The organism is Prevotella sp. P6B4 (assembly GCF_000619985.1).
Classification (GTDB): domain Bacteria; phylum Bacteroidota; class Bacteroidia; order Bacteroidales; family Bacteroidaceae; genus Prevotella.
Genome location: NZ_JHVE01000006.1, coordinates 63,870 through 90,799, shown reverse-complemented (window position 1 = coordinate 90,799; position 26,930 = coordinate 63,870). Strand labels below are relative to the sequence as shown.

Below are 26,930 nucleotides of genomic sequence, written 5' to 3'. Positions count from 1 at the left end.
AGTAGTGATTGCGACTACAACACCCTGATACCTATCTATGGTCAGATGTCTCAATTATTTCATCAACAGTCTTGAAGTTGCGCTCGGGTGACAGATCGTTGTTCATCTCAAGGGTCAACAGCATATAATAATGCTTCACATAGTCGGCACAATTATCCGCCTGTCCTTTAAGTTGGGCCAGTTCTTTTCGAGCTAAGTCACGATTATGCCGATGATCAATCTTGTCGAGCTCGTGGTAATAATATTTGTTGCCGGTATAATGACAACCCGATAAGAGTATGATGGCCAACAGCGCCATCGAGCCTAATAAATATATTCTTTTCACTATTTTCTAATTTGTATTTGGGATGGTGAGGATGAAGCGGCAACCGAAGTGGTAGGTGGTGTCGAGGATGACATCACCGCCGAGGTTCTGGGCGTGGCGCTTGGCAAGCGGCAGACCCAAGCCGAGACCTTCGGAGAGGTCGTCGACCTTGGTAAAGAACTTAAACAGGTGCTCTACTTCGGCCTCAGGGATACCGTTACCCTGATCCTGAACCACAAAGTTAACCATAGCCTCATCGACCGAAACATGCAACTCAACATGCTTTCCGTCGGAATACTTAGCGGCGTTGTACAGCAGCTCCAACAGCGCATGCATAAAATAGGTGCGGTTGGTAAGCACACTGAAATCGTCGGCCAGTTGCGACTGAATGCTGATACTGACACCAGGATAGCGCTGGCGCACTACATCTGCAGCCTGGTGGGCAGCTTGCACGCACGGCAGCGTGTCGGTTTTATCGCAATTCATCTCCTCGTTCAGACCAGAATCAGAGCTATTGAACAGCATCTGCACCATGCGGTTAAGCTGGGTGGCATTATGATTCATGGTGTCGGTAACGTTCTTCAGGTCGTCGTCCGACAGGTTTCCGCTACCAGCATCGCTCAACACCTGAGCAAAACCCATAATGATATTCAGCGGTGTACGTATCTGGTGGGTAACGTTCTGTATAAAAGTGGTCTTCTGGCGGTCGGCCTCTTGAGCCATACGGGTAGCCTGCAGCAGCTCCTCGTTGCGCTGGCGAGCCTGATCGCTCACAAAGCGCACACTCTTCATATGGTAGTTCAGCGATTCCAGCATCTGTGCAAAGCTGTTCTGCAAACGGCCTATCACATCGATACGTGTGGTGCGAGGAATAGTAACATCCATATTACCTGCTGCAATGCTCTGGGTTTTATCCAGCAGTTCGTGCAGCGGACGGATGGTATGCGCCATAGCACGATGACTGAGCAGGATAATAACCAACAAACCAAGCACCAGCAGCGATAGCACGATATACGTCAAACGATGGTAACCAGCCATCACATCGCTATCCGGACACACAATGGCCAAGCTCCACGTGGTGCCAGGCACGGGCTGGTAGCACACAATACAATCGGCACCCCCCATATTAACCATCATATTACCCTGCCTGCCACTGGTCATCTCATAGCCCAGTACTATCTGGTCGGCCTGTTTACGGGTGTCGGTTCCCGTAAAAATGGTTTGCTTAAAGAGCTGTGTTGAATCGGGATGTACAAAATAACGGCCATGCTCATCAAGCAACATGAAATAGGAATGGGGATAGGGTTTCATAGCCGACATTTCGTGCGAGAGTTGCAACAGCGACAGGTCGGTAGAAATCACACCTACAAACGTGCCATCGGCCGTATGGAGGGGTTTGCAATAGGATGCCAGCATACCATCGAGAGTGAGCTGTAACGAATCCACCTCATCGTAGTAAGCCACCCAACAGGCATCATTCTGCTGGCAAGGTGTTTTATACCATACCTTATTAAAGTATTCGTAAGGTTCTTCGATGACGGTGCTCACGGAGTCGGCCTTACGCACCGAATAGGCAGAGAAATAACGGCCATATTGGGGGAACATATCAGGCTGAGCGCTGATAGAGCAGCCGTCGATATGAGGATTGAGACTAACGATACGGTTGGCGAAATACAACAACGAATCGGGCATAAAGGCTTGTTCTACCTGCCACAGGTTGGCATTGGTAGCCGTCTCGATTGTCAGGAAATGCCGGTTAAGCTGCTGCATGGTGGCATTCAGTACGCTGCTGGCATGCCCGATGGCCTCTTTACGAATCATTTTTCGCGACTGGGTGAACAGCACGCCCAGCGAGATGACAAAGATGGGGGCAGCCAGAATCAGGAGTGCCACGCTGAGTTTGGTTGAGAACGACTTGCGGATATTAATCATGATCGGGCCTCCTTTCTCATTTCGTCATCCGACATTGATATCAGATTCTTCAGCAATTCAGTGATGGTCTTACCCTTCTTTTGGATATCGCTTACCAACTGTGCCGTATTACGATCAGACTGACTGCAGAGCTGCTGCACATTCCGTTCAATGGCATCGGCAGGCTCCATCATCTGGTTAGTCATGTTATGCAGGAACGAGGTTTTCATACGGTCAGCCTTCTTAGCATGATCGTAAGCCTGTCGCAAACCTTCGCAGCGCGAATACAGGGTATTCTTCAGATTCTCCAGTTCTTCTATCTGGGTTGTCAGCGAGCGTTGCATCAGCTGGAAGTTATCCTGCAAACGTCCCACCTCATCTATATGGCGGCTATTAGGGATGGGCTCGCTGAAGTTGCCCTCGGCTATGTGCTGCGCCTGGGCCGTAAGCATGAGCAGAGGTTTCAAGCGGCTCTTGATAACAGCATGACTAAGCAAATACATGAGCAGTAATCCCACAATGCTGATGGCCAACACGTAGTATCTCAAGTTATTGTAATCGCCAAAGATATCGCGTTCGGGATAAATAATGCCTGCACTCCACCCTAGATGACCGATAGTACGCCCACGCACACTGCTACGGCTGAAGGGTTTGAAAAACACATAGAAGATGTTATCCCACAAACGGAATGCACGATAGTCTGTTTCGCCAGACATCATGGCCTGCACAGCCTCACTAAGTCCTGCGTCGGCATTAGCCTTCGATATCTCGATAGCCGACTGCTGCATGAGTTCTTCAGCATCGGGGTGAACAATAAAGTTACCTAAACTGTCAAGCAGCACACAGAACGAGTTCTCAGATGGTTTGGCCTGTGCCACAATACGGGAGAGCAGGCCTATCGACACATCAACGCCAATAGTCCCCACAGGCTTACCTGCCTGATTATGCACAGGCAGACTAAAACAGATGAGCGGCTCATGCCCTTCTTGGACAGGTTTAACAGACCACTTCGACTCTGTTAACGAACTATCGCCAAATGCGATGGTGCAATCGGACACGTATGGGTTACTATCAATCAGTTTGCGGCGATATAATTCCAATGCCTCAGGATTGTTGATATGAGGTGCCAGACTATAATATACATTACCTGCCGTTTGCTCTACACTCAGCAGGATATTATCGATATTCTGCACGGTGGCATCGAGCGTCTGGGTAACACGGGCTAAGGTTTCCTCTTTAACTTTCTTGCGCGAGTAGAGCAACATGACCACCAATGAGGCTATGAGCAGAACGGCCATAGCCGAGACGGCCATCAGACTGATCTTGACTGACAGTTTCCCTTTGATTAATCTAGTTAGCTTAGTCATACTTACTTACATATTTCTATTTACTTGTATTCCTTTGCTTTACGTTTACCTCGCAACACCGCCAAGGCGTTCAATGCCAAGGCTTCCATCTCATCTTCGCCTGGGAAACATCGGATGGGCGCCAGAAAACCTACACGCTCGCGGATACGACTCACGATATATTCACTCCGAGCAAGACCACCTGTAAGCAGGATGGCATCAATCTGACCACAGAGCACAGCACTCTCAGAAGCGATGTTCTTGGCCACATGATAAATCATGGCATCGAGAATAAGTTTGGCGTGCTGGTCGCCATAATCCTCGATGCGGCGCAACACCTCGCGCACATCGTTGGTGCCCAGATGGGCATTCAGTCCTGCCTTGCCAGCAATGCGCTTCAGTAGCTGCTTCTCATTATACTTCCCACTAAAACAGAGGCGAATCAGGTCGGATGCAGGCAGCGAGCCGGCACGTTCGGGTGAGAACGGCCCCTCGCCATCCAGAGCGTTGTTGGCATCAACAGCACGCCCCTTTTCATGGACCGCAATAGAGATACCACCCCCCATGTGGCAGATAATCAGATTCAAGTCCTCGTACTCCTTACCAATCTCGGCCGCATACCTGCGGGCAATGGCACGCTGGTTAAGGGCATGCCAGATACAGATGCGGTTCATGAGTGGCGAACCTGAGATACGGGCATAGTCGTTCAACTCGTCCACCACACCAGGATCGGCTATAAACGAACGGCAATGAGGGATGGTCGCAGCAATCTCGTGAGCAATAAGACAACCTAAATTGCAGGCGTGATTATGGAGAGCAATACCGCTATGGGTATCCTTAATCATCAGATCATTAATTTCATAGACACCACCTTCGAGGGGCTTTACGAGTCCTCCTCGACCAATGACAGCATCGAACTCGACAGGGATTTCGGCCTGGCGCAACTCATCAAGCACCAGTTGACGACGAAAGTCCTGCTGCTCTATTACGTCGTCGAAACGAGCTAGTTCGTCAGCGCTATGCACGATGTTACGTACTAACACAGGCGTTTCGTCTTCGAACACCGCCACCTTGGTTGAGGTTGAGCCAGGGTTTATGACTAATATCTTCATTATATAGCAGCCAAGGCTAATGAGTAATATTTTGAATCAGGACTGTCTGCTCGCGATGGAAGCACGCAACAGCACTGGGTACCCTGCAACACACCAGCCGTCTTTGCATAGCCAAAAAGGGTGATGGTTTTGTAGAATACATTGCCAGCCACAATATCAGGAAAAATGAGCGCATCTGCCTGGCCATCAATCACGCTATGAATTCCTTTCTCACGAAGACTTACAGAGTCGAGTGAAGTTTTTAGGTCGAGCGGCCCGTCAATGATGCAACGTCCAAACTTACCCGTCTGAGCCTCCGCGATAATCTCCAAGTAATCAACGGTATAAGGGAATGTCTTTGCGCTTACCTTTTCTGCACAATGAATGAGTGAGATACGTGGTTCCTCGATACCCAAAGCATGACACACGTAATTCATATAATGAATCTGCTGACGGCGCTGAGCCTCGGTGGGTACAGGTATCACGGCTGCATCGGTAAAAAACAGTAGCTTCTCGTACTTAGGTATCTCGGCCATCGCCACATGGGTAAGTACATGTCCAGGACGCAGAATACCGTTCTCCTTATCCAATATAGCCTTCAGAAGCACATCCGTATTCACCAAACCTTTCATCAGAATGTCAGCCTCGCCATTCTTGCACATAGCCACGGCCCGGCGTGCACACTCCTCCTTGTCGTCACCATCCACGTAAATAGGTTCGATAAATCCCATTTCTTTTCCTTTCTCTACGGCATATCTAGTACTGGCGTCATTGGCACATACCACTGCCACGCGCTTCTTGTCGCCACGCTGCTGGAGAAAGACAATCATATCGTTTAATGTTCTGATCGACTGCATAGGTTTATTATTTTTATCGGTTTAATGGCGCAAATATACAAACTTTTTTGTATCTTTGCAAGCAGAATACAATAAAAACGAAAAAAATGAAGAGAAATTACCTACTATTATCAGCTATGACATGCCTAACGGCAACAGCTCAACAGCAGGCGCCAATGGTATTAGAGTATGATAAGCCCGCAACTTACTTCGAAGAATCTCTGCCCATTGGTAACGGAAAACTAGGCGCTCTGATATATGGTAGTACTGATGATAACGTGATTTACCTGAATGACATCACGCTGTGGACAGGAAAGCCTGTAGACCGCAACTTGGATGCCGATGCACACAAGTGGATACCTGCGATACGTAAGGCACTTTTCGAAGAAAACTACGCGCTGGCCGACTCGCTGCAGTTGCATGTGCAGGGACCAAACTCGCAGCACTATCAGCCACTAGGTACTCTGCACATTAAGGATCTGAATCTGGGCGAGATAAAGCATTATCAGCGTACACTGAATATCGACTCGGCTATCGTTCGCGACAGCTATCTGCGAAACGGCAAGCTCATCACTCGAGAGTATTTTGCCTCTAATCCTGATAAGCTGATAGCCATCCGTCTGCGTGGCGACATCAACTGCCAGATAGCACTGACAGCACAGGTACCTCATCAGGTAAAACGTAATGGTCCCCCAGCCCTTGGCGTTTCGGATAGAGGACGTTGGGGAAATAGTGGACAGCTCACTATGACAGGTCACGCTACAGGCGATCCTTTGGAAAGCACACATTTCTGCACGATTTTGAAAGCTAGTACAGATGGAGAAATTACAGCCAGTGATTCATCGTTGACAATAAAAAACGCTCATGATGCAATTATTTATATTGTGAACGAAACCAGCTTTAACGGTTTCGACAAACACCCTGTACATGAAGGTGCAGACTATCTTAATGATATTACAAGTGATATCTGGCACACAGAGAACTACACATACGATGAGTTTTATGCCCGCCATCTGGCTGATTATAAGGCAATCTACGACCGCGTGAAGATCTGTCTGAACAAGAATAATCGTAACCCGAACGATTTGCCAGGCGCAAAGGATCGCAGACTTACTGACCAGCTGCTGCTCGACTATACTAACGGTGGCGACCAGTCGCAATATCTGGAGGAACTGTATTTCCAGTTCGGACGCTATCTGCTCATTTCATCATCGAGAACAAAGAATGTTCCAGCTAACCTACAGGGACTTTGGGCACCACAGCTTTGGTCGCCCTGGCGTGGAAACTATACCGTTAACATCAATCTGGAGGAGAACTACTGGCCTGCATTTGTGGCTAACATGGCCGAGATGGCCGAACCCCTGGATGGTTTCATTGCAGGACTTGCTGCCAACGGAAAGTTCACTGCCAAGAACTATTATAATATAGGTGAAGGATGGTGCTCTAGTCACAACAGCGACATCTGGGCAATGACAAATCCTGTAGGCGAGAAACGTGAAAGTCCGGAATGGAGTAACTGGAACATGGGTGGCGCCTGGTTGGTAAACACTCTGTGGGAGCGATACCAGTTTACACAAGATAAGGAATATCTGCGCAATGTAGCCTATCCGCTAATGAATGGCGCCGCACAGTTCTGTCTGCGCTGGCTCATCGAAAACCCAAAGCAGCCAGGCGAACTTATTACCGCACCAAGCACATCGCCTGAAAACGAGTATAAGACCGACAAAGGCTATCACGGCACAACATGCTATGGAGGTACCGCCGATCTGGCTATCATCCGTGAGCTGTTTATCAACACCATTGCCGCAGGCAAAGTTCTCGGAAAGAAGAACAAGGAGATGGAGAAGGCCCTGGCCAAACTTCATCCTTACACAATCGGCCACATGGGCGACCTGAACGAGTGGTACTACGACTGGGACGACTGGGATTTCCAACATCGTCATCAGAGCCATCTTATCGGTCTGTATCCTGGCAATCATCTTACTGATGCCACACTGCAGAAGGCTGCTGAGCGTTCGCTTGAAATAAAAGGCGATAAGACCACAGGCTGGAGTACCGGTTGGCGCATTAACCTCTGGGCTCGTCTGCACAAGCCTCAGCAGGCTTATCACATCTATCAGAAGCTCCTCACACCTATAGCTCCACGCGGTTCAAAAAAAACCGACTGGAAAGAGTGGCATAAAGGCGGTGGAACCTACCCCAACCTGTTTGATGCACACCCGCCCTTCCAGATCGACGGTAACTTTGGCGGCACAGCTGGTGTTTGCGAGATGCTGATGCAATCAACACTGAAGGATAGCAAGGCTATCATCGAATTGTTGCCTGCATGCCCAGAGCAGTGGAGAGAAGGTGCCATTAGCGGTCTGTGCGCCCGTGGCGGCTACGAGGTCTCCTTTGAATGGAAAGACAGAAAAGTACGCAAGTGCTGTATCAAGGCCAAGAAGACAGGAACCCTCACCCTATTATATAATGGCCAGCAGAAGACTGTGAAGTTTAAATCCGGTCAGACACAAAATATCAAAACATGGTAAAAACTAATAATAAAACTCCAATACAGGCTTCGGAATTCGGAAAGGCCAAAGACTGGGTGGGATCAGTTAGTCTTGACAACGACTTATTGCTGTCGGACAAAATAAATCTGGCTCCTATGCCCACAGACCCCAGAAAGATGAATTTCATCCTGATAGGCCTCTGTACCAAGGGGCAGATCAAATACCGCATGGATACAGAAGAACAAGTGGTCAGGGAGGGCGACTTGCTGATAGTCAGTGAACGCCACGTCATTGATGAGTACGCCCCCTCTGACGACATGGAGGGTCTCTGCATCATGATGAGTGTTGACTTCTTCCACGAAATCATCAAGACAGTCCACGATGTCAGTTCGCTATTTGTCTTTGCCCGCATGCAGCCAGTAATGCAACTGGAGTCCAAAGAAATCAAGACGTTTAGAGACTACTTCACCGTCATTAAGCAGAAAATCAGCGACGATCACAACCACTTCCGCAAGGACCTGATTCGCACGCTGATGTTAGCGATGTTCTACGATGTAGGCAACGTTATAAACAGAGTGAAGAACTTCGACGAGTCGCTGATGCGCTCAGAAAAGGTATTTACGAAATTCTTGAAGATGGTTGAAGAAAACTGCAAGCGCGAACGCCGCGTAAGTTGGTACGCCCAACAGCTATCCATCACGCCTAAGTATCTGTCGACAGCCGTAAAACGTATCAGCGGACGAACAGCTGCCGAATGGATTGAGAACTATGTCACGATGGAATTACGCGTGATGCTGAGGAACACAAGTAAGAACATCAAAGAAATTACCGAAGAGATGAACTTCCCCAACCAGAGTTTCCTTGGCAAATACTTTAAGGAACATGTGGGGATGTCACCATCAGAATACCGCAAATCATAGGTATCCCTGTTCCTTCAGTTGGCTGACAGTATCAAGCAACTCCTGATACCAAGCCTCACCGAAGCGACGTATGAGCGGATCGCGCAGAAACTGATAAAGGTACAGGTTTTCCTGAATACCTTTAGCAATAGCCATCTTACAGACATTCCAACGGTTGTAATTCAGGCCTACCAAACCGCCACCAAGTTTCTTCTCGCGGATGGGATAAAGGGCACAACTGATAGGCTTGCAGAAATAGGTTTGCCCTGCTCTGAAAGCCTTTTCTAATGCACAGAGGCAACAGTTCTTGATAGGCAGACGAGTGTTCCAGTCTTCAATATCACCATAATAGGTAAACACACAATCCTTACCTCCAACGATACTGGTCACCAAGTCACCCTCTTGGTCGGTATAGGCCACGCCCTGCTTATCAATCACAGCCTGAGCCGATGCCGAGAGGTCGTCCCACACTGCATCCACACAGTCTTCAATCTGCGCTATCTCGTCCATCGTCACAGGGGCGCCAGCATCGCCTTCAACACAACACTCGCCCTTGCAAACGCTCAGGTCACAACAAAACTTCTCCGTCAGTATTTCCGACGAGAGCAACACATCACCTACTTGTATAATTGGAGGAATTGTTTTCAATTGAGAATTGAGAATTTTGATTACCACTGGATGGGAGTCTGGCCGTTTTGTTCCAGATAGGCATTACAGCGCGAGAATTGGTGCTGACCAAACCAGCCGCCACGATTGGCACTCAATGGCGAGGGGTGTACACTCTCAAGCACCAGATTGTTCTGCTTGTCAATCATATACGCCTTTGAGCGGGCATAGCCACCCCACAGCATATACACCAGATGCTGGCGGTTCTTGGCCAACGCCTGTATTGCGGCATCGGTAAACTTCTGCCACCCTAAAGCCGAATGACTATTGGCCTGATGGGCACGAACGGTTAGCGATGCATTAAGCAGCAGCACGCCCTGCTCTGCCCAACGGGTAAGATTGCCCGATGTGGGGATAGGTGTACCAAGGTCGGCCTGAATCTCCTTGAAAATATTCTGCAGCGAAGGCGGGAACTGGATACCATCCTGAACCGAGAAACTCAGTCCGTGAGCCTGTCCTGGCTCGTGGTAGGGGTCCTGACCTATAATCACCACTTTCACTTTGTCGAACGGGCAGAGATTAAAAGCATTAAAAATCAGTTTGCCGGGAGGATAACAGGTATATTGACTGTACTCTGCACGAACAGAATTGGTGAGCCCGACAAAATAATCCTTGTCGAACTCACCAAATAAATGCTGTTTCCAGCTTTGTTCTATCTGAACATCCATTATTTATTAATCGCAAATAAGGTTCTCACCAGTCATATCGGCAGGCTGCTCCAGACCCATGATGTGCAGGATTGAAGGAGCCACGTCGGCCAGACGTCCGTCCTTAACTGTAGCCGAGTTATTGTTGGTTACATAGATGAAAGGAACGGGGTTCAGTGAGTGAGCGGTATTTGGAGTACCATCGGCGTTAATAGCATTATCGGCATTACCGTGGTCGGCAATGATGATAGCCTCATAATCATTAGCCTTAGCAGCCTCGATTACATCCTTCACACAGTTGTCAACAGCCCAAACAGCCTTAGCAATAGCGTTGTAGATACCAGTGTGACCTACCATGTCGCCATTAGCAAAGTTAACTACGATAAAGTCGTACTTAGCCTCGTTGATTGCTGCCACCAACTTATCCTTTACCTCGAAAGCACTCATCTCAGGCTTCAGGTCGTAAGTAGCAACCTTTGGACTTGGAACCAGGATACGATCCTCGCCCTCGTATGGCTGCTCGCGACCACCGTTGAAGAAGAATGTTACGTGAGCATACTTCTCGGTCTCGGCTGTGTGCAGCTGCTTCTTGCCCTGCTTGCTCAGGTACTCGCCCAGCGTGTTCTCAACGTTCTCCTTGGGGAACAGGATGTTCACACCTTTGAAGTTAGCATCGTATGGAGTCATGCAATAGTACTGCAGGCCAGGTATAGTCTTCATGCCCTGCTCTGGCATATCCTCCTGAGTCAGAGCGATAGTCATCTCCTTAGCACGGTCGTTACGGAAGTTGATGAAGATAACTACATCACCCTCTTCGATACAACCGTTAACAGCGGCATTGTGGATTGGCTTAACAAACTCGTCGGTTACACCCTCGTCGTAGCTCTCCTGCATAGCAGCAACCATATCGGTGCTCTGCTTACCAGTACCGTTCACAATCAGGTCGTAACCCTCTTTCACACGCTCCCAACGCTTATCACGGTCCATAGCGTAGAAACGACCTACAATTGATGCGATAGCAGCATCGTTATCGGCACAAACCTTACTGATCTGCTCGATAAAGCCCTTACCGCTCTTAGGGTCGGTATCACGACCGTCCATAAAGCAGTGCACGAAAGTCTGGTTCTTCAGTCCGTAAGCCTTACCAATCTCGATGAGCTTGAACAGGTGGTCGAGTGAAGAATGTACACCACCGTCAGAGGTCAGACCCATCAGGTGCAGCTTCTTGTTATTCTCCTTGGCATAAGTGTAAGCAGCCTTCACCTGAGGATTCTCCATGATAGAGCCGTCCTTGCAGGCACGGTTAATCTTTACCAGGTCCTGATAAACGATGCGTCCAGCACCTATGTTCAGGTGGCCTACCTCAGAGTTACCCATCTGTCCATCGGGCAGACCTACATCCTCACCAGATGCCTGGAGCTGAGAGTGAGCTGAAGTAGCTGTTAACAGATCGAGATAAGGAGTTGGCGTGTTGAAAATAACGTCACCCTTACCATGCTTACCGATTCCCCATCCATCGAGAATCATCAATAATGCTTTCTTTGCCATAATCTTATTACTAATTTAAACGTACGTTCTTAATTTTGCGCTGCAAAGGTACAAAAAAAATCGCAATTCATATTTCATATTCATATTAATTTCTTACCTTTGTCCCCAATAACAAGCAAATAATTGAGTATGAGGCGCTTTCTATTACTTCTGATAACCATCTTGACATGTACAGTTAGCAGAGCGCAACTGGAAGTCAAGGCATTTAAACTGAGTAACGGTATGACCGTGTGGCTAAACGAAGACCACTCACAGCCTAAGATCTTTGGTGCTGTAGTTGTTAGGGCTGGCGGCAAGGATTGTCCCAATACAGGTATCGCCCATTATTTTGAGCACATCATGTTTAAAGGAACAGACCGCATGGGGACCATCGACTATGCATCCGAGAAACCATGGCTCGACAGCATCTCGTCTCAATACGACCTACTCTCTCAAACCAAAGACGATGCCGAACGCACACGCATTCAGCAGCATATCAATAAACTAAGCCTGAAGGCTGCCGACTTCATGATTCCCAATGAGTTCAGCCGGCTGATAGCGAAATACGGCGGTAGCGACCTGAATGCGGGAACAGGCTACGACATGACTTTCTATCACAACGTGTTCATGCCCCAGTTTATAGAACAGTGGTGTTGGCTGAACTCGGAACGACTGATAACACCTGTATTCCGCGGATTCCAAGGTGAACTGGAGAATGTGTACGAAGAGAAAAACCGATCAGCTGATGGCATGGGCGACGTGCAAGAGAAAATATTGGGCACCGTATTCAAAACCCAGCCTTACGCATACCCTATCCTCGGCTCTACCGAAAATCTGAAGAACCCGCGCCTGTCGGACATGGCAGCCTTCTATAAGAAGTACTATGTCGCCTCCAACATGGGGCTCATCCTATGTGGTGACATCAGACCTGATAGCACGCTGACAGCCTTGTTGGAGCAGACCTTCGGTCGTGTGCAGACTGGTCCTGTTCCAGAACGCAGCTATAGCCCGATGCCCGATATTCAGGAAGGCGAGCATCAAGAAGTTAAACTTCCCATCCCGCTGATCAGTGCCGAGGCGATGGTCTTCAAAGGAGCCACCGATTTCGAGCCAGATGCTGCTGCCCTCGAACTGGCCAACAGTCTGCTGTCGAACGGTAAAGCAGGCTTGCTCGACTCACTGATGAACGAGCACAAGGTGATGTTAGCGCTGGCCGTAAACATTGGTTTCGACGATGCCGCAGGTTCTGCAGTGCTCATCATCCCCAAGCTTTTGGGCAAGATGAAGACGGCAGAGGCACGCGTCGTAGAGCAGATACAGGCCGTCATGAACGGTCAGTTCAGCGACAGCCAATTGGAGGCACTGAAACAAGAGATGGTGATGGAGGCCGAACAAAGTCTTGAAACCATCAGTAGACGTTCGGACCTGCTGGTCGACCTGTTCTCAAAAGGCAAAACCTGGCAGGATTTGCTGAATAAGATTGAGAACATCAAACGCATCACCAAAGCCGACGTAGTAGCAGCCGCAAAGAAGTACTACGGAGCTAATCACATCACCCTCACCAAGAAATTCGGCACCCCCGCCAAGGAGACACTGAAACAACCAGGTTATAAGCCAATCGCTCCCAAAAACATGAATGCAAAATCGGTCTTTGCCAAGCAGTTAGAGCAGATTCCCATAAAGCAGACAACTATTCGCACTGTTGACTTCAAAAACGACGTGAGTACCCAGAAACTGAACAATCACGTCACCCTGTATTATAAACAGAATCCCATCAACGATATCTTCACCTTCACCCTACGCTATCAGGATGGCGATATCCACACCCCTGCACTCAAGATCCTGGGAGGATATCTCTCGGCATTAGGCACTGACTCGCTCAAGAAACAGCAGCTCGAACAGGCTTGGCAGCACATCAACACCACAATGGAGGTAGTACCAGGCGATGTTGCCTTCAGCCTCAATCTGACTGGTCCCGACACCCAATTTGTACCCGCTCTCAGACTGCTGGCTCATTTCCTGCGCGAAGCCAAGGGCGACAACGAAGCCCTGAGCGAGGCTAAGGATGCCGACAAGGTAGATCGCAAGAGTTTTGGAAAGCAGAAGGACGACGTGCTACGCCCAGCTTATCACCGCATAGTCTACGGCAGCCGGTCATCTTATCTCAACCAACTGTCGAAGAAGGAAATCAAAGCCTTGAAAAACGACGATTTAATCAGCCTGTTCCATGAGCTTCAGCAGTATGACTGCGACTTGTTCTATTGCGGTCGTAAAACCATCAACGAAGTAGCTCAGGCTTCGCTTCAGGCCCTGCCTCTACAGCAGTGCAGCAAACCGATAGCCGATACGTTCCACCCCTTGCAGCAGTACCAGGAGCCCACCGTATTCTTCTACAATGTACCTAAGTCGCGCCAGAACTACGTAGTAAGCTATGACGCCATCGCCCCTCTGACCACAGCCGAAGAAAGAGCCAAGTTCAAGCTGTGGGACGAGTACTTTGGCGGTGGTATGACATCGGTACTATTCCAGAACGTGCGTGAATTCCGTTCACTGGCCTACTCAACAGGCGGCAGTGGCTATCGCAGCAGTCTGGCAAAGCATCCAGAGGCCACCTTAGGCTATATTACCGCTACAGGCACTCAGGCCGATAAAACGATGGAGACAATGGCTACCATCGACTCGCTTTTGCATCAGTTACCCATGAAAGAAGAGAACCTTGATGCTGCCCGCCAGAGCATACTCAGTGATATCCAGAATGCCTACCCTACTTTCCGTTCGATAGCCAAATACGTAGCCAATCAACTGCGCGAGGGCTATACTACCGATTCCAACGCCAAGACAGCCCAACTGGTACCCGCCATCACAGCACAGGAAGTAGAGCAGTTCCATCAGCAGCATATCGGTAGCAATAAGAATCGTGTCTGGCTCATCATCGGCGACAAGAAACAAACCGACCTTCAAGCTCTGACCCGATATGGCAAGGTCATTGAACTCAAAAAAGAGGATGTTTACAGATAAGTCCCGCAGAAAGAATTTGCCACATCTGTAAACCACTAGTTTTTTTCCATCGCGTTGTAGCAAAATCTATAACGCGATGAATTTTTTGCTACGACGCGTTCTAAAAACGCAGGGCACGACGGGTTTGAAGCAGGACGCTCAGCAGGATAAGAGCGATGCCGATATAGAACGAGAAATTAATTTCGCGGCCCTCGCCGAAGATAAGGAACGCTAAGATGATAGTATAGCAGGGCTCGAGGTTGTAGGTAAGATTAACGGTGAAGGCCGACAGGCACTTCAGAGCCTGAATCTGCAACAGATACATACCCACGGTGCAGAACAACGCATGGCACAACATGAACCACAAATTGTTGCCATCAGGGATGACCACCACAGGTTGAGCGCTGGGGAAGAACATGAGATAAACAGGAATGATGGCCGTTACCAGCACAAGACCACCCGACATCTGATACATCAGCACCGTACGACTGCGTACACCCACACTGACCTTCTTGTTGCAGATGGCATAAAGCGCACAAACAGCCGACGACACAACTCCGATACCAATGCCATAACGATAGCGGGCATCAAACGAAAAGATGCAAAAGACACCTAATACGGTGATGAGCGAGAAAACCAATTCGGTAAACGACAGACGACGATGATAGATGACAGGCTCAAACAAAGCTGTGAAGAAGCCTACCAACGAGAAACAGATGACACCAATCGACACGTTAGAAGCCTTGATGCTACCATAGAACAGCATCCAGTGTAGCCCTAACAGCGCTCCACAACCACACAACTGCAGAAACTTGCGCCAACCTACGCGAGGCAGACCTGTAAACACCAGCAGAATCAGGCTGGTAAACAGCATGCGATACCATACAATATCTACCTCGTTGAGGGTAATCAGTCGACCAAACAAGCCTGTAAAACCGGCCAGAATCACACTTAAATGTAGTTGAATGAAACCGCGTTGAGTGTCGTTCATCATCATCGTTTTTATTAGAATTCACCAAAATCAATACTCAGTTGCCCATCGCCTAACAGATTGTAGCTTTTGCGATGATACGGCGTAATGCCAAACTGTCTGATGGCCTCACGATGTTTCTTGGTAGGATAGCCCTTGTTCGACAGCCAGTCGTACTGAGGATATTCCTCGGCCAACTGATTCATATAGTCATCACGGTAAGTTTTGGCAAGAATGCTTGCAGCAGCAATAGCCAAGTACTTTCCATCGCCCTTCACGATTGTGGTATGAGGCAATGGTTTGCCATCAGCAGGATCCTTATAAGGTTTAAACTTATTGCCGTCCACGATAACTGCCTCTGGACGCACCTTAAGCTGATCCAGTGCCCTGTGCATAGCAAGAATCGAAGCATTCAGGATATTTATCTTATCTATCTCCTCAGGCGTCACAATGCCCACAGCCCACGCCACAGCGTCGCGCTCAATCATCTCACGCAGCTGATAGCGTTTCTTCTCCGACAGCTGTTTCGAGTCGTTAAGCAACTCGTTCTGATACCCATCAGGCAGTATTACAGCGGCTGCATAAACACTCCCGGCCAAACATCCGCGTCCAGCCTCGTCGCAACCTGCCTCTATCTTTCCTTCGTAATAATGACTTGCCAACATAATCGACATTTGTTTCTATTTTGGCTGCAAAGGTACTAAAACTCTGCGACAAATACAACAAAGACGCAGAATATTTACGTTATACTATCCGTTCTTCAGGAAACCGGCAAATATCTGATAATCAGCAATATCAAAGCACAGTATTCAAAATAATACTTATACAAAGAATCGATAATCGTGCATTACGCAAGAAAAAAACTAATTTTGCAATCGCAAATTCCAACTTAAAACATTAAATTATAACAATGAAACAGATTCTTATCACAGTGCTTACTTTCGCCATCAGCATGGGGACAATGGCAGGCACTAAAAAAGGTCCGACAATGGGCTGGAGTTCTTGGAACACCTTCTCGGTGAACATCTCAGAAGACATTATCAAAGGACAAGCCAACGCGATGGTCAACCAAGGTCTGAAAGACGTAGGCTACGAGTACATCAACATTGACGACGGATTCCAATACGGTCGCACGGCAGAGGGATTGGTACGCATTCACCCTGTCAGATTCCCCAACGGGCTGAAGGTGGTGAGCGACTATATCCACTCGAAAGGCCTCAAGGCAGGTATCTATAGCGATGCAGGCGACTGTACCTGTGGTAGCATCTCTAACGGCGATGTACTGAACACCAATGTAGGCATGTACGGCTACGAGCAGGTTGATGCCAACTACTACTTCAAGGACCTGGAATTCGATTTTATCAAGATAGACTACTGCGGAGGTCGCAACCTGAGTCTGAACGAGCAGGAACAATACACACGCATCCGCGATGCCATTGTAAACACTGGTCGCGACGTACGCTATAACATCTGTCGCTGGGACTATCCGGGCACATGGTGTAACGGCGTAGCAACCTCATGGCGCACCACTCCAGATATCTACGACGGCTGGGAGTCAGTGAAAGGCATTCTGAGGGATAACCTCTACCTGTCAGCCTACTGCTATGATGGCGGTTTCAACGACATGGATATGCTGGAGGTAGGCCGTTCGATGACAGCCGAGGAAGACAAGACTCACTTCGGCATGTGGTGCATCATGGCCAGTCCGTTACTCATTGGCTGCAACATGGCCACCATCAACGAGCGCGCCTTAGCTCTGCTCAAAAATACAGAGCTCATCGCCTTGAATCAGGACCCCTTGCTGCTGCAAGCCTATGTGGTACAGCACATCGGCGACACCTATGTGCTGGTAAAAGACATCCAGAATCTGCACAGCACCACACGTGCTGTAGCACTCTATAATCCTTCTGACAAGCCTGTACAGATGTGCGTCAGTTTCGGCGAACTCGAACTGGGCGGCAAAGTGACAATACGCGACCTATTCGAACACGAAGACTTGGGACAGATGGAGCACGCCCTCTCTGTACTCGTTCCAGCCCATGGCACACGCATCTATAGCCTGAACGCCGAGCAAAGGCTGACACGTTATCTCTATGAGGCCGAGACTGCGTTCCTGCACGACTATCAAGAGGTAGCTAACAACGAGGCACTGGGTACCGCCATCTACCAGTCGTCAGATGCTGCCAGCGGTCGCGAATTTGCCGGCTGGTTAGGCAATCGCAGAAGTAACTATTTGGAATGGCGCGACGTATATGTACCAGAGGCTGGGCAATATGTGCTCCGATTTAATGCCGGTTCACAGGCTGCACGATCATTCACTGTCGAAGTAAACGGTGAACAGGCTGGCACAGTAGATGTGAAGACCCCCGACTGGAACGACTTTCAAGAGTTTGAGTTGGCTGTCAACCTGAAAGCTGGTACTAATAACATCCAACTCTACAACGAGAATGACTGGATGCCCAATCTGGACTATATGACCGTTGAAAAGCAGGGAGAGACCATGATTCTGAACCGTCAGCTCAACGAGACCACAGCCCGAATGGTAAGCCTTGCAAACAGCAACATCCTACCTACAGCCTTCATCCAAAAGGTTAACCAGCTAGCCATTCAAGCCAGTGATACCAATCTGACCACCGAAGATAAGAAAAACGCGTTGAATGAGGTTGAGAGCTCACTGACTGCCATCGACACGATGATACCACTCTGCAAGGAGTTCAGCCTATGGAAAAGTAACGTTGAAAAGAACATCAACGCAAGCTTGGAATCAACGGCACTGACAGCGCTCAGACATGCAATGGAAACTGCCGATGGCGCCTTGTCACAGGCCACAACAACCACCAAGGTTAACAGCATACTGAGCACATTGAAGACTGCTGTCGGCAATTATTTCAGAGCCGAAGAAGCTCAGCCTCATGAGGGTGAGGAGTTGGATATGACACTCCTGCTAACCAACTATGACTTCTCGAAGAATACTGGTTGGCGAGGCAATCCTACCTATCGCTCAGGATGCGGTGAGGAGTTTAATAAAGACTTCGATATGTACCAGCAGCTGGGTAGCATGAAGCCAGGCATCTACACCGTGAAATGCAACGCCCTGATACGTGTAGGCAAGAATGATGGCGGTGAGGCTTATAGAGCAGGTACAGAAAACAATGAGACCTACTTCTACGTGAACAGCGAAACCCAGAAGGTTAAGTCCCTGTTCTCAGAAGAGTGGCCAGAAGCTTCGAAATATGGCTGGGTGGATAATCAGAACGGCTATCCCCATAGCATGCACGCTGCAGAAACCCGCTTCTCCGAAGGCGCCTATGAAAATGTCATCACCTACAAGCTGGAGAAGAAAGGCACTCTGACTATCGGCATCGAACTGAGCAACCATCAGGAAGAGAGCTGGTGCTGCTTCGACAACTTCTCCATCACCTATAACCCCCTTACAAACACAGGCATTAAAGGCACGAAGAAGGAGCCCCGCTCAAGTAAGACCTACAATCTGTTAGGTCATCGCGTGAAAGAAAACCAGACTGGTCTGGTCATTAAAAACAGAAGAAAGGTGCTGCAATGAGCACCTTTCTATTAATCTTCTACCGTCAGTCTTCAGAACATCTGGGCTACCCTACGGATGCCAGCCACAAGGACATCTATCTCATCCTGGGTATTATAGAGAGCGAACGAAGCACGAACGGTTCCTGATATCTGCAGACGATCCATCAGCGGTTGAGCGCAATGGTGACCGGTACGAACAGCTATACCTAAGCGGTCGAGCAAGGTACCCATATCCAAATGATGGATATGGCCTACATTAAACGACACAACAGCATCCTTCTTCGAGGCATCCATAGGGCCGTAGATTGTCATGCCATCAATGGTCATGAGCTGCTCCATACAATATCTGGTAAGAGCCTGTTCATGCTGCTGAATGGCATCAAAGCCGATAGCGTCGATATATTCGATGGCTTTTGCCAGTCCGTGAGTGGCCACGTAATCAGGTGTGCCAGCCTCGAACTTAAAAGGCAAACGCTCGAAAGTAGTCTTCTCCCAGGTTACTTTGTCAATCATCTCACCACCGCCCTGATAAGGAGGCAGTTTCTCGAGCCACTCCTCTTTGCCATACAGCACGCCAATACCGGTAGGACCGTACATCTTATGACCACTGAAGGCGAAGAAGTCACAATCCATAGTTTGTACATCCACCTTGAAGTGGGGAGCGCTCTGGGCACCATCCACCAGCACGGGGATGTTATGGGCGTGGGCAGTCTTGATAATCTGCTCTACAGGATTAACTGTTCCCAGCACATTGCTTACGTGGGCCACGCTTACAATCTTGGTTTTGGGGGTAATGAGCTGCTCCAGCTGGTCGATACACAAGATACCATCGTCGGTAATGGGGATATGCTTAACCACGATGCCTCGTTTCATGGCCTGTAACTGCCAAGATACGATGTTTGAGTGATGCTCCATGTCTGTCACAATCACCTCATCACCAGCCTGCATCTGCGATTCGCAGAACGACTGAGCCACTAAGTTTATTGCCTCAGTAGTACCACGCGTAAAGATGATTTCCTCAATCTTACGGGCATTGATAAAACCACGCACTTTTTCACGTGCCGCCTCATGCAAGTCAGTAGCCTGCTGCGAAAGGTAGTGTACACCGCGATGCACGTTGGCGTTCACATTGAGATACTCGTCGCGCATGGCATCGAGTACCATCAGCGGCTTCTGCGTGGTTGCCGCATTATCGAGATAAACCAGCGGCTTCTTATACACCTCGCGTCCCAGAATGGGGAAATCCTCGCGTACCTTATTTATATTAAACATTGAACTTTGAGCTTTGAACTGTTTTTTATTTGCAGAGTTTGCAGCCTGAGCACTTATTCAGCTCGCCACGGAATCGTTTCTCTACCAGATAGTGCAGGCGATCGCGCAGTGGCTCCAATTGCATGTGATCGATAACCTCGTTGATAAAGGCGTTTTGCAGCAGCACTTTGGCCTCCTGCAACGAGATACCACGCTGACGCATATAGAACAAGGCAGCATCGTTCAGCTGACCGACAGTCGATCCGTGCGCACACTTCACGTCATCGGCATAAATCTCCAGCATAGGCTGAGTGTACATACGTGCCTCTTTGGTGGCTGTCAGATTCTGATTAGTCATTTGCGAAGAGGTCTTCTGAGCGCCATGCTCTACCAGCACACGACCAGCAAAAGCACCTGTCGACTTATCATCAAGCACATACTTATACAACTCCTGACTGGTGCAGTGTGGTACCTTGTGCACAATCAGCGTGTTATTATCCACATGCTGCTGTTTGTCGGCAATCACGCAACCGTAACATTGACACTCAGCCCCCTCACCACTGAAGGTTAGGTCGAGCTTGTTTCGAGTGATACCATTATGCAGGGTAATCACATTATGGTTTACACGACTGTTGGCCTGCTGGTCGATATATACATTGCTTACACGCACATTCTTATGATGCGTCTCTTCCATGCAATAGAGGTCTAACGATGCATTCTCGCCTACGTAAGCCTCAATGACCTGTGTGGCTAAGAAGTTCTTATCATCGGCAGCATGGTCGCAAAAAAGCATCTTGATTTCTGCGCCCTCTTCAAGTACAATCAGCACACGACGGTTCACCATCAAGTCAGGCACAGCACGCTGAGCATTCTGCGGTGTACCCTTCAGGATGTTGATGACCTGAATAGCACGATCAACTTTGACATTCCTGGGCACATAAACCAGCATACCATCCTGTGCCAACATGGTGTTCAACGCTGTGATAGCATCCTCACTGGTCTTTGCCAGCTTGGTGTAATATTTGCTCACCAACTCCGGATAATCGCGCATTGAGCCGATAATCACACCTTCAGGCAGATGACCTTTTGGCTTCTCATCGTGATAGAACATATCGTTAACCACGAAATAGAGGCTGGTGCTCAGATTAGGTACATCGCAACGGAAAGCCTCATAAGGATCGACGGGAATCTGCAGTCGGCTGAGGTTCACACCATAGTCAGGCTCAAACAGCTTCTGCATATCGGTGTACTTGTAGCGCTCCACCTTTTTGGATGGGAAGCCCTGCTTGCGGAAGTCCTCAAAGGCCTGATCGCGCACCACGTTCATCGACTCTGGAGCATGCGAGAAAATCATCTCTCGTGCCTGCTCGTAGAGCTCTATGTATTGCTTCTCGCTACTCATTATTCCTCTCCTATTTCTTCCTTAATCCAATCGTAGCCGTGCTCCTGAATCTGAACAGCCAGTTCAGGACCACCAGTCTTCACGATGCGTCCCTTGTAGAGCACATGTACAAACTGAGGCTTGATCATCTCAAGCAAACGGTCGTAGTGGGTGATGACAATGCATGAAGTCTCCGGTGTTTGCAACTTGTTAACACCTTCGGCCACAATACGCATAGCGTCAACGTCCAGACCTGAGTCAGTCTCATCGAGAATACTGAGCTTAGGCTCCAGCATAGCCATCTGGAAAATCTCGTTACGTTTCTTCTCACCACCGCTAAAGCCCTCGTTCACCGAGCGGTTAGCCAGCTTCGAGTCGAGCTCAACAATCTTACGTTTCTCGCGCTGCAGCTTCAGAAACTCAGCTGCGTTCATAGGATCTAAGCCCTGATACTTACGCTTCTCGTTGATGGCAGCCTTCATGAAGTTGGTCATCGAAACACCAGGAATCTCAACTGGATACTGGAACGACAGGAACAGCCCCTCGTGGGCACGGTCCTCAGGCTTCATCTCCAGCAGGTTCTTGCCATTGAAGTAAGCCTCACCCTCAGTCACCTCGTAGAGTGGATTACCCACAAGCACAGCACTCAAGGTTGATTTACCTGAACCGTTAGGTCCCATGATGGCATGTGTCTCACCATCGTTAATCACGAGGTCGATGCCTTTTAATATCTCTTTATCGCCAATCTTGGCGTGTAAGTTCTTTACTTCTAACATATCTTTATCCTACAGTTCCTTCTAATGATACTGATAATAGTTTCTGAGCCTCAACGGCAAACTCCATGGGCAGCTTCTGCAGCACCTCCTTGGCGTAACCGTTAACAATAAGTCCTACGGCCTGCTCAGTGGGAATGCCACGCTGGTTGCAATAGAAGAGCTGATCCTCTGAAATCTTCGAGGTGGTAGCCTCGTGCTCAAACACAGCTGTATCGTTGTGCACATCCATATAGGGGAAGGTATGTGCACCACAATCCGAGCCTAAAAGCAGTGAGTCGCAGCTTGAGTAGTTACGGGCATTATCGGCAGTAGATGCTGCACGCACCAGTCCGCGATACGAGTTCTGCGAGTGGCCGGCCGAGATACCCTTCGAGATGATGGTGCTCTTGGTGTTCTTACCGATGTGAATCATCTTGGTACCTGTATCAGCCTCCTGATAGTTGTTAGTCACAGCTACCGAATAAAACTCAGCCACCGAGTTGTCACCACGTAGGATACAAGAAGGATACTTCCATGTGATGGCACTACCCGTCTCAACCTGAGTCCACGACAACTTAGAGTCAACACCACGCAGATCACCGCGCTTAGTTACCAGATTAAGCACACCACCCTTACCGTTCTCATCGCCTGGATACCAGTTCTGAACGGTAGAGTATTTTACTTCAGCACGGTTCATCACGATAATCTCTACGATAGCAGCATGCAACTGGTTCTCATCACGCATCGGGGCTGTACATCCTTCCAGATACGATACGTAGGCATCGTCGTCGGCAATAATCAATGTACGTTCAAACTGGCCTGTATTACGGGCATTGATACGGAAATAAGAGCTGAGCTCCATAGGGCAACGAACACCCTTGGGGATATACACAAACGAACCATCGCTGAACACAGCCGAGTTGAGCGCCGCAAAGAAGTTATCCTTGTAAGGCACTACGGTACCCAAGTACTGACGTACCAGATCGCCGTGCTCCTTGATAGCCTCACCGATAGAGCAGAAGATAACCCCCTTCTCGCGCAGTTTCTCTTTGAAAGTGGTCTTTACCGATACACTATCCATGATGGCGTCAACGGCAGTGTTACCACTCAATGCCAAGCGCTCTTCGAGTGGAATACCCAGCTTATCGAAGGTCTTCTCGAGTTCAGGGTCAATCTTACCATCACCTTCGGGCTTCTTAGCCAGTGGGTCGGCATAGTAGCTAATGGCCTGATAGTCAATCTCTGGCATATGTACATGCCCCCACTTAGGTTCCTGCTGCTCTTTCCAGTAGCGGAACGCCTTCAGGCGGAACTCGAGCATCCACTCAGGCTCCCCTTTCTTAGCAGAGATGAGCCGAACGATATTCTCGTTCAGCCCTTTCTCGATTATTTCAGTATGTACGTCGGTGGTGAAACCAAACTCGTATTTCTGTTCAGCTACCTGACGTACAAATTCATTTTTATTCTCTGACATTATTACAGTTTCTGTTCTACCTCAATCTCTGTGAAGGTTTCGATGATATCACCTACCTGGATATCGTTGAAGTTAACCAGCGAGATACCACACTCCAGTCCGGTTGCCACTTCCTTGGCATCGTCCTTATAACGCTTCAGAGCGTCGATAGGAGCAGTGTGGATCACGATACCATCACGGATAACGCGGGCCTTATCCTTGTTATGTACCTTACCATCGGTAACGAGACCACCGGCAACGGTTCCAACCTTAGAAATCTTGAATACCTGCTTAACCTCGATTTCACCAGAGATAATCTCCTTCTTAACCTTATCAAGCATACCTTGCATGGTGCTCTTCACATCATCGATAGCATCGTAGATGATAGAATAGGTATTGATTTCAACACCCTCGCGATCGGCAGCCTTACGGGCATCGGCAGAAGGACGTACCTGGAAACCGATGATGATAGCCTCTGATGCAGAAGCTAACATGACATCGTTCTCCGAAATCTGACCTACAGCCTTGTTGATCACGTTCACCTGAACCTTCTCGGTAGAGAGCTTGATGAACGAATCAGAGAGCGCCTCGATACTACCATCGGTATCACCCTTCACGATGATGTTCAGCTCGTGGAACTCACCCAGAGCGATACGGTGCGACAGCTCATCAAGACCAAGCTTGGTAGTGGTACGCAAGCTCTGCTCACGCTGCAGCTGGATACGCTTGTTAGCGATTTCGCGGGCCTCCTGCTCACTCTCCATCACATGGAACGAGTCACCTGCAGTAGGAGCACCGTTCAGACCCAGGATGATGGCAGGCTCTGCAGGACCAGCCTTCTCGATGCGCTGGTTACGCTCATTGAACATAGCCTTTACCTTACCCCAAGCAGTACCTGCAATCACGACATCGCCTACCTTCAGCGTACCGTTTGATACGAGTACTGTTGAAACGTAGCCACGACCCTTATCGAGCGAGCTCTCGATGATACTACCAGTAGCCTTACGGTTTGGATTAGCCTTCAAGTCGAGCATCTCGGCCTCGAGCAATACCTTTTCAAGCAGCTCATCAACGCCGATACCCTTCTTGGCACTGATTTCCTGACACTGGTACTTACCACCCCACTCCTCTACAAGCAGGTTCATGTTAGCCAGGTCCTCACGAATCTTATCGGGGTTAGCACCTGGTTTATCAATCTTGTTGATGGCGAACACCATAGGTACGTTGGCAGCCTGTGCGTGGGCGATAGCCTCCTTGGTGGTAGGCATCACAGAGTCGTCAGCTGCCACTATGATAATAGCGATATCAGTCACCTGAGCACCACGGGCACGCATGGCGGTAAACGCCTCGTGACCAGGGGTATCCAGGAAGGTTATCTGTCGGCCATCCTTCAGCTTCACATTGTAGGCACCGATATGCTGTGTAATACCACCAGCCTCACCGGCAATCACGTTGGTGTTACGAATGTGGTCGAGCAACGAAGTCTTACCGTGGTCAACGTGTCCCATCACTGTTACGATAGGGGCGCGAGAAATCAGATCGTTCTCATCGTCCTCCTCCTCAGTAATAGCGTTCTGTACCTCAGCTGATACATATTCTGTGGTGAATCCGAACTCCTCGGCTACGATGTTGATGGTCTCAGCATCCAGACGCTGGTTGATTGACACCATGATACCGATGCTCATACAGGTACCGATAACCTGGTTTACACCCACGTTCATCATGGTAGCCAGCTCAGATACGGTAACAAATTCGGTGAGCTTCAGGATCTTGCTCTGTGCTGCCTCTGCTGCCATCTCCTCGTTCATACGCTCTGCTACAGCATCACGCTTCTCACGACGATACTTGGCACCCTTCTTATTCTGGTTCTTAGAGGTCAGACGGGCCAGCGTTTCCTTTACCTGGCGTGCTACAGCCTCGTCGTCAACCTCCAGAGGCTTCTGAACGGGGCGATTCTTCTTTTTGTTTCTGCCACCGCCATTATTACCATCCTGATAGTTCTGGTTTCCGCCCTTGTTCTTCTTATTATTCTGGTTGCCACCCTTGTTGTTATTCTCGTTGGCAGCAGCCTCGATATCTACACGCTCTTTTCCACCGTGAATACGCTCGCGCTTCTTCTTTTCACCACCGTGCATCTGAGCCTGCTTCTCCTCGCGCTCCTTACGGCGCTCCTCCTTTGATTTCTTCTTAGGACGAGTACTCTGGTTGAGCGAATCAAGATCGATTTTACCTACCACATTGAAGTTGGGCGCCATTTTCTTCTCACTCTTCAGTGTGAAGATTGACTTCTCTTCAGCAGCGGGCTTCTGCTCTTCCTTAACCTCTGCCTTTGGCTCGGCTTTCACTTCGACCTTTGGCTCAGGTTTGGGCTCGGGCTTCGGTTCTGGCTTGGGCTCGGGTTTCACTTCAACCTTCACCTCGGGCTTCACTTCAGACTTCACCTGAGGTTTGGGCTCGGGTTTAGGTTCGGTTTTGGGCTCCACTGCCACAGGAGCCTGGGGTTTTTCCTCATGAGCCTTGACAGGTTTGCCAATAGTGCTCAGATCTATCTTTCCTAACGGAGTGAAAGTCTGCTTGGTTTCCTCCTTTGCCTCAGCCGCTACTGGCTCTGGCTTGAGGTCCTGCTTTACTTTCTTCTCCTTTTTGGGGAATATCATACCGGCCTGGGTCTTCACGTCCTTGTCGCCCTTAAACTCCTTCACCAGCGCATTGTACTGTTCATCGCTGATTTTGGTGTTTACGGTAGCGTCGGCTATGTCGCCCAGATTCTTCTTCTTCAGATAGTCAATCGCTGTCTGAAGTCCGATATTCAATTCTCCTAATACTTTATTTAATCTAACACCCATCTAATTTACAATTTG

At 49.0% G+C, this 26,930-nt stretch carries 19 protein-coding genes; 4 read left to right on the top strand and 15 right to left on the bottom strand.

Features of this window, described 5'->3' with window-relative positions; translation table 11 throughout:
* Positions 1-31: 31 nt before the first annotated feature.
* Genes T491_RS0105595 through T491_RS0105575 form a run of 5 tightly spaced genes read right to left on the bottom strand, consistent with a single transcriptional unit; the run spans position 32 to position 5,509 of the window.
* Positions 32-325 carry a hypothetical protein gene (locus T491_RS0105595; protein WP_155950048.1) on the bottom strand — a complete coding sequence of 98 codons (294 nt, stop codon included), beginning with the start codon at positions 323-325 and terminating at the stop codon, positions 32-34.
* A gap of 6 nt (positions 326-331) precedes the next feature.
* Positions 332-2,236, bottom strand: coding sequence for an ATP-binding protein (locus T491_RS0105590; protein WP_028903011.1), 1,905 nt, complete (start codon positions 2,234-2,236; stop codon positions 332-334).
* Positions 2,233-3,582 (bottom strand): HAMP domain-containing protein, encoded by a 1,350-nt coding sequence (locus tag T491_RS0105585; RefSeq protein WP_033147367.1) that lies wholly within the window; start codon positions 3,580-3,582, stop codon positions 2,233-2,235. Before T491_RS0105585 ends, T491_RS0105590 begins: the two co-directional genes overlap by 4 nt.
* Before the next feature lie 20 nt (positions 3,583-3,602).
* Positions 3,603-4,673, bottom strand: coding sequence for a butyrate kinase (buk, locus tag T491_RS0105580; RefSeq protein WP_033147368.1), 1,071 nt, complete (start codon positions 4,671-4,673; stop codon positions 3,603-3,605).
* Entirely contained in the window at positions 4,673-5,509 is an 837-nt protein-coding gene (locus T491_RS0105575) for a phosphate acyltransferase (protein WP_028903008.1), read from the bottom strand. The genes buk and T491_RS0105575 overlap by 1 nt, the downstream gene beginning before the upstream one ends.
* Positions 5,510-5,595: 86 nt before the next feature.
* Here T491_RS0105575 and T491_RS0105570 point away from each other — a divergent pair, with 86 nt between their 5' ends.
* Positions 5,596-8,019: a glycoside hydrolase N-terminal domain-containing protein gene (locus T491_RS0105570; RefSeq protein ID WP_028903007.1), complete on the top strand. Its 2,424-nt coding sequence runs from the start codon at positions 5,596-5,598 to the stop codon at positions 8,017-8,019.
* Positions 8,013-8,900 carry an AraC family transcriptional regulator gene (locus T491_RS0105565; protein ID WP_028903006.1) on the top strand — a complete coding sequence of 296 codons (888 nt, stop codon included), beginning with the start codon at positions 8,013-8,015 and terminating at the stop codon, positions 8,898-8,900. The genes T491_RS0105570 and T491_RS0105565 overlap by 7 nt, the downstream gene beginning before the upstream one ends.
* Here the strand turns inward: T491_RS0105565 and T491_RS0105560 are convergent.
* From T491_RS0105560 to gpmI, 3 genes are read right to left on the bottom strand one after another with little or no spacing between them, the layout of a single operon-like run.
* Complete coding sequence (locus tag T491_RS0105560; protein WP_028903005.1) at positions 8,895-9,527, bottom strand: DUF3109 family protein; 633 nt, start codon at positions 9,525-9,527, stop codon at positions 8,895-8,897. The genes T491_RS0105565 and T491_RS0105560 overlap by 6 nt on opposite strands.
* A gap of 20 nt (positions 9,528-9,547) precedes the next feature.
* Positions 9,548-10,213: a uracil-DNA glycosylase gene (locus tag T491_RS0105555; RefSeq protein WP_028903004.1), complete on the bottom strand. Its 666-nt coding sequence runs from the start codon at positions 10,211-10,213 to the stop codon at positions 9,548-9,550.
* A 6-nt stretch (positions 10,214-10,219) separates the two neighbouring features.
* Positions 10,220-11,740 (bottom strand): 2,3-bisphosphoglycerate-independent phosphoglycerate mutase, encoded by a 1,521-nt coding sequence (gene gpmI, locus T491_RS0105550; RefSeq protein ID WP_028903003.1) that lies wholly within the window; start codon positions 11,738-11,740, stop codon positions 10,220-10,222.
* Positions 11,741-11,869: 129 nt separating this feature from the next.
* Here gpmI and T491_RS0105545 point away from each other — a divergent pair, with 129 nt between their 5' ends.
* Entirely contained in the window at positions 11,870-14,737 is a 2,868-nt protein-coding gene (locus tag T491_RS0105545) for a pitrilysin family protein (protein WP_051522991.1), read from the top strand.
* Positions 14,738-14,837: 100 nt separating this feature from the next.
* Here the strand turns inward: T491_RS0105545 and T491_RS0105540 are convergent, their stop codons facing one another.
* Together T491_RS0105540 and T491_RS0105535 are read right to left on the bottom strand one after the other, a co-directional pair.
* A complete protein-coding gene (locus tag T491_RS0105540) occupies positions 14,838-15,707 on the bottom strand; it encodes a DMT family transporter (RefSeq protein WP_028903001.1) in 870 nt (289 codons plus the stop codon).
* Positions 15,708-15,721: 14 nt separating this feature from the next.
* Positions 15,722-16,351 carry a ribonuclease HII gene (locus T491_RS0105535; protein ID WP_028903000.1) on the bottom strand — a complete coding sequence of 210 codons (630 nt, stop codon included), beginning with the start codon at positions 16,349-16,351 and terminating at the stop codon, positions 15,722-15,724.
* Between the two features lie 245 nt (positions 16,352-16,596).
* On the opposite strand from T491_RS0105535, the gene T491_RS17335 reads away from it, so the two are divergent.
* Positions 16,597-19,248, top strand: a complete 2,652-nt coding sequence (locus tag T491_RS17335; protein WP_081773255.1) for a carbohydrate-binding protein — start codon at positions 16,597-16,599, stop codon at positions 19,246-19,248.
* A gap of 32 nt (positions 19,249-19,280) precedes the next feature.
* Here T491_RS17335 and T491_RS0105525 read toward each other — a convergent pair whose 3' ends face one another.
* From T491_RS0105525 to infB, 5 genes are read right to left on the bottom strand one after another with little or no spacing between them, the layout of a single operon-like run.
* Positions 19,281-20,501: an aminotransferase class V-fold PLP-dependent enzyme gene (locus T491_RS0105525; protein WP_028902999.1), complete on the bottom strand. Its 1,221-nt coding sequence runs from the start codon at positions 20,499-20,501 to the stop codon at positions 19,281-19,283.
* 25 nt (positions 20,502-20,526) lie between these two features.
* Positions 20,527-21,882 (bottom strand): Fe-S cluster assembly protein SufD, encoded by a 1,356-nt coding sequence (sufD, locus tag T491_RS0105520; protein WP_028902998.1) that lies wholly within the window; start codon positions 21,880-21,882, stop codon positions 20,527-20,529.
* Complete coding sequence (gene sufC, locus T491_RS0105515) at positions 21,882-22,637, bottom strand: Fe-S cluster assembly ATPase SufC (protein ID WP_028902997.1); 756 nt, start codon at positions 22,635-22,637, stop codon at positions 21,882-21,884. The genes sufD and sufC overlap by 1 nt, the downstream gene beginning before the upstream one ends.
* 4 nt (positions 22,638-22,641) lie before the next feature.
* Complete coding sequence (sufB, locus tag T491_RS0105510; protein WP_028902996.1) at positions 22,642-24,090, bottom strand: Fe-S cluster assembly protein SufB; 1,449 nt, start codon at positions 24,088-24,090, stop codon at positions 22,642-22,644.
* A 2-nt stretch (positions 24,091-24,092) separates the two neighbouring features.
* Positions 24,093-26,915: a translation initiation factor IF-2 gene (infB, locus tag T491_RS0105505; protein ID WP_028902995.1), complete on the bottom strand. Its 2,823-nt coding sequence runs from the start codon at positions 26,913-26,915 to the stop codon at positions 24,093-24,095.
* Between the last annotated feature and the right edge of the window lie 15 nt (positions 26,916-26,930).

Coding starts and splice junctions, on each gene's coding strand:
- T491_RS0105585 (WP_033147367.1), bottom strand. CDS start 3,582: ATGACTAAGCTAACTAGATTAATCAAAGGGAAACTGTCAGTCAAGATC.
- T491_RS0105590 (WP_028903011.1), bottom strand. CDS start 2,236: ATGATTAATATCCGCAAGTCGTTCTCAACCAAACTCAGCGTGGCACTC.
- buk (WP_033147368.1), bottom strand. CDS start 4,673: ATGAAGATATTAGTCATAAACCCTGGCTCAACCTCAACCAAGGTGGCG.
- T491_RS0105565 (WP_028903006.1), top strand. CDS start 8,013: ATGGTAAAAACTAATAATAAAACTCCAATACAGGCTTCGGAATTCGGA.
- sufC (WP_028902997.1), bottom strand. CDS start 22,637: ATGTTAGAAGTAAAGAACTTACACGCCAAGATTGGCGATAAAGAGATA.
- gpmI (WP_028903003.1), bottom strand. CDS start 11,740: ATGGCAAAGAAAGCATTATTGATGATTCTCGATGGATGGGGAATCGGT.
- infB (WP_028902995.1), bottom strand. CDS start 26,915: ATGGGTGTTAGATTAAATAAAGTATTAGGAGAATTGAATATCGGACTT.
- T491_RS0105540 (WP_028903001.1), bottom strand. CDS start 15,707: ATGAACGACACTCAACGCGGTTTCATTCAACTACATTTAAGTGTGATT.
- T491_RS17335 (WP_081773255.1), top strand. CDS start 16,597: ATGAAACAGATTCTTATCACAGTGCTTACTTTCGCCATCAGCATGGGG.
- T491_RS0105525 (WP_028902999.1), bottom strand. CDS start 20,501: ATGTTTAATATAAATAAGGTACGCGAGGATTTCCCCATTCTGGGACGC.
- T491_RS0105555 (WP_028903004.1), bottom strand. CDS start 10,213: ATGGATGTTCAGATAGAACAAAGCTGGAAACAGCATTTATTTGGTGAG.
- T491_RS0105535 (WP_028903000.1), bottom strand. CDS start 16,351: ATGTTGGCAAGTCATTATTACGAAGGAAAGATAGAGGCAGGTTGCGAC.
- sufB (WP_028902996.1), bottom strand. CDS start 24,090: ATGTCAGAGAATAAAAATGAATTTGTACGTCAGGTAGCTGAACAGAAA.
- T491_RS0105575 (WP_028903008.1), bottom strand. CDS start 5,509: ATGCAGTCGATCAGAACATTAAACGATATGATTGTCTTTCTCCAGCAG.
- sufD (WP_028902998.1), bottom strand. CDS start 21,882: ATGAGTAGCGAGAAGCAATACATAGAGCTCTACGAGCAGGCACGAGAG.
- T491_RS0105570 (WP_028903007.1), top strand. CDS start 5,596: ATGAAGAGAAATTACCTACTATTATCAGCTATGACATGCCTAACGGCA.
- T491_RS0105545 (WP_051522991.1), top strand. CDS start 11,870: ATGAGGCGCTTTCTATTACTTCTGATAACCATCTTGACATGTACAGTT.